This window comes from Vibrio sp. 03-59-1 (assembly GCF_013114135.1).
Classification (GTDB): Bacteria; Pseudomonadota; Gammaproteobacteria; order Enterobacterales; family Vibrionaceae; genus Vibrio; species Vibrio cortegadensis.
Genome location: NZ_VTYA01000006.1, coordinates 44,983 through 57,358 on the forward strand (window position 1 = coordinate 44,983; position 12,376 = coordinate 57,358).

At 41.8% G+C, this 12,376-nt stretch carries 10 protein-coding genes; 6 read left to right on the plus strand and 4 right to left on the minus strand.

Features of this window, described 5'->3' with window-relative positions; translation table 11 throughout:
• Nucleotides 1-34 precede the first annotated feature (34 nt).
• Nucleotides 35-823, minus strand: coding sequence for an SUMF1/EgtB/PvdO family nonheme iron enzyme (locus tag F0249_RS07590; RefSeq protein WP_171756282.1), 789 nt, complete (start codon nucleotides 821-823; stop codon nucleotides 35-37).
• 136 nt (nucleotides 824-959) lie between these two features.
• Between F0249_RS07590 and F0249_RS07595 the strand changes: the two genes are divergently transcribed.
• The 5 genes from F0249_RS07595 (at nucleotide 960) to F0249_RS07615 (ending at nucleotide 6,234) form a co-directional block, all read left to right on the plus strand.
• Nucleotides 960-2,291: an anaerobic sulfatase maturase gene (locus tag F0249_RS07595; protein ID WP_171756283.1), complete on the plus strand. Its 1,332-nt coding sequence runs from the start codon at nucleotides 960-962 to the stop codon at nucleotides 2,289-2,291.
• Nucleotides 2,292-2,378: 87 nt separating this feature from the next.
• Nucleotides 2,379-3,437: a HEAT repeat domain-containing protein gene (locus F0249_RS07600; protein ID WP_171756284.1), complete on the plus strand. Its 1,059-nt coding sequence runs from the start codon at nucleotides 2,379-2,381 to the stop codon at nucleotides 3,435-3,437.
• A 484-nt stretch (nucleotides 3,438-3,921) separates the two neighbouring features.
• Nucleotides 3,922-4,890: a TerC/Alx family metal homeostasis membrane protein gene (locus tag F0249_RS07605; RefSeq protein ID WP_253825292.1), complete on the plus strand. Its 969-nt coding sequence runs from the start codon at nucleotides 3,922-3,924 to the stop codon at nucleotides 4,888-4,890.
• A gap of 289 nt (nucleotides 4,891-5,179) precedes the next feature.
• A complete protein-coding gene (locus tag F0249_RS07610; RefSeq protein WP_017054483.1) occupies nucleotides 5,180-5,371 on the plus strand; it encodes a hypothetical protein in 192 nt (63 codons plus the stop codon).
• A 152-nt stretch (nucleotides 5,372-5,523) separates the two neighbouring features.
• Entirely contained in the window at nucleotides 5,524-6,234 is a 711-nt protein-coding gene (locus tag F0249_RS07615; RefSeq protein WP_171756286.1) for a DUF1223 domain-containing protein, read from the plus strand.
• 47 nt (nucleotides 6,235-6,281) lie between these two features.
• Here the strand turns inward: F0249_RS07615 and F0249_RS07620 are convergent, their stop codons facing one another.
• From F0249_RS07620 to F0249_RS07630, 3 genes are all read right to left on the minus strand, one after another.
• Nucleotides 6,282-6,839 (minus strand): PhnA domain-containing protein, encoded by a 558-nt coding sequence (locus tag F0249_RS07620; RefSeq protein WP_017054668.1) that lies wholly within the window; start codon nucleotides 6,837-6,839, stop codon nucleotides 6,282-6,284.
• A 226-nt stretch (nucleotides 6,840-7,065) separates the two neighbouring features.
• The gene (locus tag F0249_RS07625; protein WP_171756397.1) at nucleotides 7,066-9,552 is read right to left on the minus strand and encodes a VolA/Pla-1 family phospholipase; all 2,487 of its coding nucleotides are present in this window, start codon (nucleotides 9,550-9,552) and stop codon (nucleotides 7,066-7,068) included.
• A 22-nt stretch (nucleotides 9,553-9,574) separates the two neighbouring features.
• Entirely contained in the window at nucleotides 9,575-10,816 is a 1,242-nt protein-coding gene (locus F0249_RS07630) for an outer membrane protein transport protein (protein ID WP_171756287.1), read from the minus strand.
• A 404-nt stretch (nucleotides 10,817-11,220) separates the two neighbouring features.
• Here F0249_RS07630 and F0249_RS07635 point away from each other — a divergent pair, with 404 nt between their 5' ends.
• On the plus strand, nucleotides 11,221-12,303 hold the full coding sequence (locus F0249_RS07635) for a site-2 protease family protein (protein ID WP_171756288.1): 1,083 nt from the start codon (nucleotides 11,221-11,223) through the stop codon (nucleotides 12,301-12,303).
• Nucleotides 12,304-12,376 lie beyond the last annotated feature (73 nt).

Below are 12,376 nucleotides of genomic sequence, written 5' to 3' on the forward strand. Positions count from 1 at the left end.
GCTGTCCTTTGTTCAGCAACCATGGGGTGTTTTGCTAGTTTACGTCCTTCACTAGGCGTAGGCCCATATCAGACATGGTGATCGATTGACTGGCAAAGTCACGACGGTAACTTTCTGATTCATCTTCGTCGTATGCAAAACTGCCACCGCGTACCGATTTGTGTGATAAACCGACATCACTGTGTTTCGCGTTGTTAGGATTGTCTGTTGGACCGTATCGGTAGAAAGTGTCATCGAAAGCATCAATAACAAACTCTCCAACGTTGCCTGTCATATCATATAAGCCTAGCTCATTTGGTTTCTTTAGCCCGACAGGATGTGCGCTATTTTTGGAATTTGCTGAGTACCACGCAACATCATCTAAGTTGTTGGAACCACTGTAAGTATAACCTTTGCTTTTATTGCCACCTTTCGCGGCAAATTCCCATTCAGCTTCTGTCGGAAGGCGGTACTCTTCGCCCGTTAATTCATTCAACTGCTCAACGAAATAGTTCGCTTGCTGCCAACTTAGGTTATTGACCGGAACTTGTGGGTTTTGGAAATAACTGAGAGATGAACCCATCACCGATTCGAACAATTCTTGAGTCACCTCAAACTTCGCAATATAGAAACTATCTACAGTTATATCTCGTGCTGGTTGCTCTGCTTTGGTCGCTTCAGGGTTGTTTGATCCCATGGTGAATGTACCGCCTTCAACTAACACCATTTGTTGGTCAATTTGTTGGGCGATAGGATGTGTAGGCACGCTCGCACAACCGCTTAGGAAAATAGTCATGGTGACGCTGCTGATCGCCGCTAATTGTTTGTAATTGATAAATTTCATCACGTGCCTCGAATGTTCGAATAGGAGGCAATTTTAACGTTTAAGGTCATTCCTATTGGTTATAAAGGGTATAACATGCCACAAGTTGAAATAGGAATTATGATGGGAACAAGACACTAAGATAGGTAGGTAAATCATGCACATTACTCAAGGTCCACAATACAACGGTAAAGCCTCTAAGCGCTTACATGTGATGGCTAAGCCGATTGGCGCAGCGTGCAACATTGACTGTAAATATTGTTATTACCTAAGTAAGCAAGATTTGTTGGAGTATAAGAAAGGCAGTTCTCCAAGAATGGATGATGAGACGTTAGAGACTTACATCCGACAATACATCGAAGGTCAAAATACCCCTGAAATCATATTCTCATGGCAGGGTGGTGAACCTACCATGCTGGGTTTAGCGTATTTCGAACGTGTGGTTGAGCTACAGAAAAAGTACCAGCCTGAAGGTGTTTTGATTTCAAATGACCTACAAACTAATGGCACACTACTGAATGATGATTGGGGTCGATTCTTAGCAAAGAATAACTTCCTGATCGGTTTGAGTATTGATGGTCCTGAAATGCTACACAACGCCTATCGTGTCAACAGAGCAGGCCGGGGCACATTTAAACAAGTGATGGCGGCTGCAGAGTTGCTGCACAAACATCAAGTCAAATTCGCAACCCTAACCTGTGTGAATAACCTCACCAGTCAAAATGCATTAGAAGTGTATCGCTTCCTGCGTGATGTGGTGAAGTCTCCACAAATGCAGTTTATTCCTATCGTTGAACAGAAAACCTTTAGAACGGTTGCGCCACAAACGTCTCAAGTGAGTGATCAACTTAAGCAAGGTGACAAGCGTCTGATCCCTGGCCATAAAGATTCGATCATGGAATCGTGGTGTGTGTCGGATTTGGCTTGGGGTAACTTTCTGATTGCTGTGTTTGATGAGTGGGCGAAGAATGACATTGGTAAAGTGTTTGTTCAGTATTTTGAGGCGAGCTTAGAAACGTGGATCGGTCGCCCGAACCCGCTTTGCACTTTGAACGAGATATGTGGCAAAGGCCTAGCGATGGAGCCTAATGGTGACGTGTTCTCGTGTGACCACTATGTCTACCCAGAATATAAAATTGGCAACATCCACCACGACAAGCTTGATGACTTGGCGTACAGCGCGCCACAACAAAAATTTGGTTTCGCTAAATCACGTACACTGACCAGCCAATGTCAGCAATGTGACTATAAGTTTGCTTGTCATGGTGAGTGCCCTAAAAACCGCTTTATCAAAACTCGCGCCGGTGAACCGGGTTTGAACTATTTGTGTGCAGGTTGGCACAAGTTCTTTTCTCATGTCGATAAGTCGATGGCGTACATCGCTCGAGCGATGGGGCACCCAGTTGCTCATGGTAAATTCAGTGATTCGGTCATGATGGCACATCGTGCAAAACAAGCGCAACAAACTACGTTCGAGACCAAGTTTTAACTCGTTTTTTGGGTCAACAGATCCAAGACAAATTTAATCAGATACGAGTCTAAGGACAGGCTAAGTTCTCCAGCTTAAGGTAATACTATGATCAAGAAGACTTTAGCGACTGCGGTTGCTTTATTTATTTCAACGTCCGCATTGCTACCAACGTCTGCGATGGCAGCCAATAGCGTTCAAGAAACCGTTGATGCGCCTGCGCAAAATATCAATCAAGTACTTGAAATGACAGACACTCAAACCCGTATTCAACAATTGTCTTACATGGCGCAAGATCAGAATCAATCTATCGAGAACCGTACAGGTGCGCTGCAAGAACTGGCTACTTATCCAAGCCAAAATGCGCTGGTGGCGGTTGCTAGAGGCTTAAAAGATCAAAACCCTGAGGTCCGTGAAGCGGCGGTTATTGGCTCTGAACCTTACCAACTTGAGCACCGTTGGGCATTAGTATCACCACTGTTAAAAGACAGCGATACCATGGTTCGTCACACGGCAACGTCAAACCTGATTCGTGACTTTAATGTTTTAGATGATCAACAAAAAGCACAGATTGAACCACCAGTAAAAGAGTTGATTAGCTTCTTGGAAACGCAAGAATCTGAAAAATTCCAATTATTGTTTGCTGATGTGCTCCGTTGGCACAATGAATGGGATAAAGCGGAAACGATTTATCTTGAGTTGATTAATACTCACCAGAAAGACCCTCAAGTTTGGCTGAGCTACGCGGATAACTTCCGAGCTCAGAATAAAGATCAACAAGCGGTCGAGGTGTTGGATCGTGGTTTGAAGACCGTGCCGGACAATGCAGCGATGCACTATTCTAAATCATTAACTTTGGTTCGCCTTGAAGACAAGGCAGCAGCAGCCAAAGAGATTGAAGTAGCAGCAGAACTTGCAAAAGATAACAGCTACTACTGGTACTTGAATGGGGTACTACAAGAAGAGCTGGATATCGACAAATCGACTAAATCGTTCGAGAAGGCGTATTTGATCTCTGGTTCTCCGGAGCAGTTATACGCGGTCTGTGATATCTACGTACGCTACGGTAATGAGAAGACGGATGACTGTTTAGAAGAGCTAGGAAAAGTCGCTCCGGACTATGTTATTGAACAGTTGAAAGACAAACGTATAAACTCAAGTTTGTAAAGTTTATCTTTAAGCTCGCCCAATTCCGGTAGTTTTGCCCACATTATCCAATACACCTCTGGTTGCATTACCGCTTTAGCCTAAGGCTTAGGGATGTAGAAGAGCTTCTAGCAGAACGAGGATTTGTCGCCACGATAAATATTTTTATCCATACTATGAAAATATCGAATAGACACTTAACAAGAACAGGCTTATCATTTGCCGTGTTTGGGGAGTAGTTAGCGCAAGCTTATTTATCGTCATCTCGTTAAGTGAAAGCTTATCCGGTAAATAAGAGTGAAGACCATCAACTAAGTTTCAAATAAGTTGCTTCATTCCAACGAGACCAACGCATTCAATGCCGATCACTATGATTCGGTGGTTTTTGTATGCGGAAGGTCACCTATTCTTATGATCTTCCGTTTTTGGAGGATTCATGAATCCAGTAGAACTCACATCATCAATCAGCACTACGTCTGGTTCACTATCTCAACACCCTAGCTTTATGATCTATTGCGGCTTTGCTGTAATGACGCTTATTTTGATCTCGCTCGATATATGGCAAACCAAGGGCGGCAAGATCACCATTAAAAAAGCGGCATTATGGAGTGTTGTATGGTTTGCTCTTGCGCTCGTATTTGCCGGAAGTATCTATTTTTTCTGGGACTACTATGCTCCTCACAGTAGCTACTCATCAGAAAAAGCGACCATCTCATTCCTGACAGGCTATTTGTTAGAGAAATCGTTGAGTATCGATAACCTATTTGTATTCGCGATTATTTTTGCTCAATACAAGGTACCTCAGCATTTGCGCCCGAGAGCGTTACTGTGGGGTGTGGTAGGGGCATTGATACTAAGAGCGGTAATGATCGCGGTTGGGGCTCAGCTGTTAGCTCAGTACCATTGGTTACTCTATGTCTTCGCAGTGTTTTTGATTGGCACTGGGATACAACTTGCGCGAGATAAAGGTGAAAGTGAAGTAAACCCATATCCAGAAAAATTGATCAGAAAATTTGCCAAAGTGACGGATGACTTTAAAGGAAATGCACTGTTCATGAAACAGCAAGGGCAGTGGTTTGTTACCCCTATGCTGATTGTTATTGGCGTTATTGCTTTAATGGATGTGATGTTTGCACTGGACTCTATACCAGCAATCTTTGCTGTCACAAGAGAACCTTTCTTGGTGCTTGCTGCGAATGTTTTTGCTCTACTAGGATTACGATCTCTGTATTTCGTACTGCAGGGGATGATGGATAAATTTGTTTATCTAAAGCCAGCGTTGTCGATCGTCATGGTTTTTATCGGTATTAAAATGATGTTGGTAGGATCGGCGTGGGAAATACCGACCTACATCTCGCTGTTGGTACTCTTACTGGTCATGACAACGGCAGTTATAGCTTCAATGTTTCGACGGGAATCACACCACGATGATTGCTGTGAGTTATCGGACAGAATAACTAATCAAAAACTCTAATATTAAATTAAAAAAGAGTGCGTCGAGAAAAAACAATATGTGATCTAAATGTTAACTTGAATTGTGCTTTGGTTGCTAACTGAACGAAATATGCAGCTAATAATACAATTTCCGATTAACTATGCACGGTTTAGTCATGGTTAATAATTGAACATGTTAAAATAATGTTTGATTAGTAAAACTAATCTGAAAAGTCAAATTTTGTCATTTTTTACACATCAAAAAATGGCTTAATATTCTTCTCAACGAAACGAAACCATTTCAACAAAATTTAAATAGAGAGGCAATCATGGCACACGCAATGAACATCGAAACAATCGCGACACCTATCTCTATGGATAAGAAAACCTACTCGGTTAACTTCAAAGGATTGATTGCGCACATTGTCGATATTATGTTTGGTAAAGAACAAGTAGAAAGCACTTACTATGCAAGTAACCTATCTGGTCACATGCAAAAAGATATCGGTATCTACCGTTAATTGCTTTAAAGCTTCTAGTTTTACCGTTTCATAGATAAACGAATTAAAAAGAAACGCCGACTACTTAGTAGTCGGCGTTTTTGTATTGAGTGAAATAAAAAAGAATCAACTCAGGTCTGTGTAGATAGGTTTTCACTTAAGGTATCGTTTAGATGAAGAGATTTCTGTTATTAACTCTTACCTCTCTTGTTACTTTTCCTAGCGCAGCTCAAACATGGCAACATTCTGGGCCTCCGGCTCAATTGATTGAGCTATTTACATCGGAAGGGTGTTCAAGTTGTCCTCCTGCCGATCGTTACATTGGTGCATTTCGTCATTCTTCTAAATTATGGAACTCAGTGATCCCAGTCGCCTATCACGTCGATTACTGGGACTACCTGGGGTGGAAAGATAAATTTGCTAATCCTGCCTTTAGTCAAAAACAACGGTTGTATAAAGCTTATGGCGTCGTTGACAGTGTCTATACCCCAGGTTTTGTTGTCGATGGCAACGAGTGGCGCGGTTTCTTTCATTGGGGAAAGAAAACCTTGCCTTCCCCTTCGACAAACAACAGAGGTCTATTGACTTTGAATAGGGAAGGGAATCGTTTTAAATTAGTTTATAGCGGCACTGATGCCTACACAGCTAATTTGGTGGTTCTTGCGCTTGATGAAGTAACGCAAGTTAAAGCGGGCGAGAACAGCGGAAAGTTACTTGAGCATTACTTTGTTGTTCTGGATAAAATGCAGCGTCAGGGCCAAAAGGCTTGGCAATTTGACGTACCTGTAATACCAGAAAATGCAGATGCGGTTGCAGTATGGTTAACCAAAGAGGGCTCATACCTTCCAGTACAAACTGTCGCCGGGGAATTTAACCGTAAATAATAAAAAAGGCGCTAATCAGCGCCTTTTTTATCGAGAAGCGTTAAGAATTACTTCTTACGACAGAACTCAGCGATAACATACATAGATTGACCGCCGTTCGCTTTACCAGAAACAAGCTTAGGATCGTCACCAATGCTGATGCCACGGATAACCGTACCTTGCTTGATTACTTGGTTGGTACCTTTCACTGGAAGATCTTTGGTTACTGTTACGTCGTCACCTTTTTTAAGCTCAACGCCGTTAATATCGAATGGTTTGTCATCAGCTGACATGCCGATCTGTGCCCAAACTGAAGTCTCTTCTTCAAGATACATCATGTCTAGTAGATCTTGAGCCCAACCTTCAGCATTTAGACGAGTAAGTTGACGCCAAGCCATTACTTGAACCGGTGCTTCTTGGCTCCACATACTGTCGTTCAGACAACGCCAGTGGTTGATATCTTGTGGGTCGTCGATCTCGCTAAGACACTTTTCACAAACCATGATGCCGTGATCAACTGTTACGTAGCTGTGTGGTGGTACAGCGTATGCGGTAAGTTGAGTATCAGCAGAACATAGTTCACATTTAGATTGGCAGCGTTCAAGCATGGTTGCTTCAGAAGACATAGTAGACTCACAATTAGTATGAATTAATAACCGCGCTATTATCCACGTTATAGGAAATAAAGATAGGGTCCGTACGGCATTCTATCTGGATTAATTTTGAGGAAGTAAACCATTTGTATTCTGATTGGTAAATAAGTCGTTACGTGGCAAGTAAAAAGATAGAAATATGAAGAGTGATGAATAATAATGCCAGCGGTTAAGCTGGCATTATTAACAATACAGATAACTATTTGAGATAGTTCGTCTCAGGTAGAGCTGTTAGAGAGTCCTGCACTAAGAAATTCGCATTTTTTTCTTGCATATCTGCGTGATAGGGCGTGTCGATAGGATGGTTTTGCGGAGCAACAAACGTAGAGTGAGAGGCAACCGAGGTTGTTACCTTTCCATCACCGCCTAATGTATTACCTTGATATTTGTAGAAGCTCGCAGCAGCATTCGATGCAGAACTGGTTGAATCGATCGTAACTAAATCGAGTTTTAAGGCTAGGGGTTCTGTTCCCGCGAAAGGAGCCAGTGGTACTGAGTTTGGTACAGTTTGATCGTTATCTACTTGAGACATGAAAATAGGCAATCCTTTACCTTTTAAATCAGCGGCATTGGTGTATGGATCAACTGTATCTAAGACCGTTTGGGTCGCAAATCCAAATTGTGTAATTTTCCCATCTAACTCTGCTTTTTGTTCACTAGTCATCCCTCCATAAAGAGTTTCAAAACAACTTGCCGCTTCCAGGTTCATACTCGTACATATTGTGTCAGCACTATTTTTGTACGCAGGCGAACCACTGTATGCCACATTGTGTTTAATCAGACTGCCATAATTTGCAGAGCCAAGCAGCAAGTTAGATATTTGACCACCTGTGTTTTGAATCGACATTGAGCTAAAGCTGTATAACGCAGCAATCTTAGCTTCTTCTAAAGGATCTGCGAGTCCAATTGGTTTATTCGCAGCTGCTACTGCCGTGGTAGCAACGATGCCACCAAGTGAATGACCAAGCGCTTTTACTTTTGATATTGCAGGGTTAAATGAGCTGAGTGGCTTATTAGTAAATAAACCAGCTTGCGCAGAAATTGCCAAGCCTGCTCGTACGCTCATCATATCCATTTCACTTTGACGGACATTATCACGCGCAACAGGCAGGTAGGGTAAATTGATATAAGCTAAAATATCAGCATTAGCAGAGCGTTGGTCATCTAAACTACGTTGGCCATGCAAAGGTAAGTCGATTGCGATTACAGCAACACCTGATTGCGCGAGGTTTTGCGCGAATGCATACGCATTTTCTTTTGCTGATGTAATTCCGTGTTGATAAATCACAATGTCAGTAGGTTTTACTCCTTTTTGAGTGAATAATAACAAGTTAACCGCTTCCACTGACTTAGGTTGTGGTACAGGGTTGTAGCGAGTTATGATTCTTTCAGGATCAAGCTGTGTTCCATTGGAAAGGGTTAGTTGTGAGCCAACTAATTTCAATTGTTCTTTTGGGTCAGTCTCTAGATTTGCTGAATTAATACCAAGTACATTGAGTTGTTCTTCTATATGTACTTTTTCTGCATCGTTACCCAAAGCATTCACGATTTTAGCCAAGCTAGGCATTGCCGCAACCATAGGCTGGCTGTTCCAGTTTGCACCTTTTTCCAAATAGTAAGGTAGGTTTACAACCCCAGCTGTTACTTCAACTTCCGGCTTTCCTCCCGCTACACCCGCTTGATATGCTCCGATGATAGCCGCTTTTTTATCCGCATCGTCACTGATGTATTTTGTAAATTGATCGTCTGCGGTTAGTGCATCATCAAAATCTTGGGTAGTACCTAGGAGCATTGCATAGGCACTTGAAAGGTCTACAGAGCCTGGTGCTAATGGGTCATTTTTGTATAGAGCATTTAATTTGTTACTGCCATCTGCGAAAGCCAAACCAGTTACGCCTTTCATTGCAGCTAGGGAGTCACCAACAGACTGGGTACTAAACCAAGAAGAATAGATAATATCGGCAGGATCGACTCCTGTTAAACCTTGTGCTGCAGAAAAAATATTTTCGACTGCGTGTGTTGCTGCTTGTACTGAAGCTAAGTCGCCTTCCTTGAAAATAGTTTCTTTACTTTTTGCGGTAACATAACTCCCTGATGAACCAATTCCGTCGCCATTTTTGTCTGTAATATTATTAGTAATGGCAAAAATATACTCACTTGATTCATCTAATGAATCTCTAAATTCAATGTATAAATTAGCGCCATTTGACTTTACAGTGAATGCATAATCAGGCGTCGCCATGTCATTAATTTTTAAGACACTCAGGATTGGATTGTCACCAGGAACAATGTCAGTCAGGCGTTTACTTAATTTGATAACGCTTACCCCTGATGTCACAAGGCCGGGATTAAAACCAACACCTTCAAATTCAACCACAATAGGCATTGAGGTAGACCAACCATCGGCAGTATTCATTGCTGCAAGCGGATTGGTTAGTGACTCATTCCCATCTGTAGGTAGTTTTAAGGTGCCATCTGTTGTATCCATAAGTAAGTAACTTGGCAGGGGAACTGCTTTTCCAGAGCCCTGTAGGGTAAATTTCACTGAGGTAGGCTGGTTTAAAAGTGCCTGCTCACTCGGTGTTAAATTACTATTATTTGATGTGCCACTGCTTTCTGAATTATCACCACAACCTGATAGAAGAATTGCCGAGCATAATAGTGATAAGTTAAATGTTTTGTTCATCATGTATCTCCGTCAACACAGATTATTTAAAGGTGTAGTTCATTTGAATTGCACTGATATAAGCAGCGCCTTCTGCGTCGAATGTTAGCTCTTGATCTGCAGCGTTCTTTTCTGTGAATTTACCTGATTTACTTATTACAAGAGCAAAGCCCGCATCTAGAGTCATATTTTCACTCATTACATAGGTAAGGCCTGCGCTGTACCAAAAACGGTCGCTGTCTGGAATGCTGAGCGTTGCTTTACCGGCTTGTTCGTCATAAGCGATACCAGCACGCAAGGTCCATGTCTGATTAACAGAATAAGTAGCGCCAAAGGAGTAACGGTTATTGTCATCATATTTCTCAGGCTTGTAGAAACATACGCCGTTTGCACAATCTGAACTGGTCGCTTTTAGCTCTTTAAATGAACTCCAATCTGTTTGTTGCCAACCGTAATGCACAGCCCATTGGTCATTTAATTGATGGAAAGCGGAAAGTTCTATTATTGCGGGTAAGCTGATTTGTAGGCGTCCGTCCACTTTGGGTGACGACGCTATACCTGAATCATAACTGCTAAATTCACCATCATCGAAATCTAGGTCTACTTTAGAACGATAAGAAAAACCAAAGCGATTGTGCTGGTCTAATTCATACAAACCACCTACATTCCAACCGTAAGCGATTGTTTCACCTGTCATGCCAATTAATTTGTCTGACTTTTGACTACCTGGGCCGAATAATGGGGCTAACGATCCCTTATGACGAGTCAGTTCTGCTTCTGCATACACGATGTTGATACCAGCCCCAAGGCTGACTTTGTCATTCAATCGATAGGCAATGTTTGGGTTTATATTCACAGATAATAATGATGTGTCACCCGCCATATCACCCGCAGAAATATCATCAGGATAATCAGTTGCAACCCCGTAAGTAGTAAATAATCCGATACCCCACGCCCAAGATTCGTTAATTGGGCTGATGTAATAAGTAGCAGGGACAATTTGCATTGGAGCAACATCATTAGATTGCTCACTATTCGTTACGTCGTATACATCAACCTCAGGGTCAACGATGGAAAGAGCGCCAGAAAATTGTGCTGTTTCAAAAAGTGTCATGGCTGCCGGGTTACGAGCGAGTACGCTTGCGTTGTCTGCAACCGCGCCTTCACCAGAAAATGCACGACCTAGACCAGAAGCTGAATGTTCGGCAACTTGGAAACCAGCGGCATTCGCATTACACGCTAACAATATTGAAACTGTCAGCAGAGAGCAGTGCTTCATGTTCATCCTTGACCCTCCTAGGGTATGAATTAGTAAGTTTATAGTTTTTATAATTTCATCCATCTAGTGCAAATACTGCACTTATGTAAATCAAATGTTAATTCTTTGTTTGCTGTTTTGTCAAAGTTTTAAGTCTAATTTTATGAAATTCATTATCGATATTTGTGATTTTCGATAGATTAATCTTTTTAATTCAATTGTATAGAGGGGGAGCTAAAGGTTAGACCAGCCGTGTTTCATTCATCTTCGTTATAATTAGTGATGAATGTTGCATTTTGAATTCATTGCACACATCCAAAAGGCTCAAAATGAGAAGCCCCAATGACCAAAGTCATGGCTAAACCTTTACCCGCTAAAGGTAAGTCGGCATAATCGCGCCACTTCTGTTTGAAAACATGCTGGGTATAAATTTGGAATTACTTGCAATCGAATTTCTTGGAAAACCATTGCGCTTAGAGGGCTCAATGGCTGGGTGGCAACAACTTTTTTGGGATGATCATTTGGTCTCACAGCTGGATGCAACAGCAGATCAAGAAGAGAACCGTACTCATCAATTTAGCTTAAGTTGTGGTGAAGATTTATTGCAGTGCGAGCTTAATGTTGATCTCGTATGGCAGCCGTTTGTTATCGAATATACGGCGCTTGTGAATGAGCAAGTCGTCACTCAAGGAAGCCGAAATGCGAAAGATATAGAATCACAAGTGCCTCAAGTGAAACCCAAAGCAGAAAAACGTTTTAGTTTGATTGGCTTAGCTTCTTTGGCGATGAAAGGGCTAAAGAGTGCGAAATTGATTAAGGTTGTTTTAGCATCTGCAAGTTTAGCCGCGTATTCATGGTTGTTCTCTGTCCAGTTTGCTTTATCACTCATTGCTTGCTTGATGTTTCATGAGTATGGGCATATTCGAGCAATGAAATACTTCGGTATGAAAACGAAAGGGATCTATTTGATCCCATTTTTAGGTGGTCTCGCTCTGAGTGACGAAAAAATCAATACTCGCTGGCAAGACGTTGTTATCTCAATAATGGGGCCACTTTTTGGTCTGATCCTTTCGTTTATTCTTGTGGTGATCTACTGGGTAACCGGAGAGATGTTTTTTGCAGGTTTGGCAGTATTTAACGCGTTGCTTAACTTATTCAATCTCTTACCGATCTTGCCATTAGACGGAGGACATATCCTCAAAAGCATCAGTTTTTCAATGAACAGCAAGTTGGGTATTGGGCTTTGTGCGTTAGCGGCTGTAGCCGGGATTATTTTAAGCTACCAGCTTGGTTTAACTCTGTTTGGTTTTCTTCTGATTATGGGAAGTGTCGAGATATTATTTGAATGGAAACAACGTCATCGTAGCCATTTGTTGCCACTTGATCGATACGCTCAAATCGTTTCTTTTGTATGGTACACGGGCTTAGTTGCTGGGTTAATTGGAATTATTTGGTACTTTGCTTCTACTGGTGATGCCTTATTGCAACTGCCAATGCAAATACTTGGAACATAAACAATCATTTTTTAAAACGTATAAAAAATGCCATTCACTGAAAAGCGAATGGCATTTTTATTAATAGATTGTT

Bases quoted from the DNA above. Each gene is read 5' to 3' on its own strand.
- F0249_RS07590 (WP_171756282.1), bottom strand. From the start codon at position 823: ATGAAATTTATCAATTACAAACAATTAGCGGCGATCAGCAGCGTCACC.
- F0249_RS07605 (WP_253825292.1), top strand. From the start codon at position 3,922: ATGATCTATTGCGGCTTTGCTGTAATGACGCTTATTTTGATCTCGCTC.
- F0249_RS07615 (WP_171756286.1), top strand. From the start codon at position 5,524: ATGAAGAGATTTCTGTTATTAACTCTTACCTCTCTTGTTACTTTTCCT.
- F0249_RS07630 (WP_171756287.1), bottom strand. From the start codon at position 10,816: ATGAACATGAAGCACTGCTCTCTGCTGACAGTTTCAATATTGTTAGCG.
- F0249_RS07610 (WP_017054483.1), top strand. From the start codon at position 5,180: ATGGCACACGCAATGAACATCGAAACAATCGCGACACCTATCTCTATG.
- F0249_RS07625 (WP_171756397.1), bottom strand. From the start codon at position 9,552: ATGAACAAAACATTTAACTTATCACTATTATGCTCGGCAATTCTTCTA.
- F0249_RS07600 (WP_171756284.1), top strand. From the start codon at position 2,379: ATGATCAAGAAGACTTTAGCGACTGCGGTTGCTTTATTTATTTCAACG.
- F0249_RS07595 (WP_171756283.1), top strand. From the start codon at position 960: ATGCACATTACTCAAGGTCCACAATACAACGGTAAAGCCTCTAAGCGC.
- F0249_RS07620 (WP_017054668.1), bottom strand. From the start codon at position 6,839: ATGTCTTCTGAAGCAACCATGCTTGAACGCTGCCAATCTAAATGTGAA.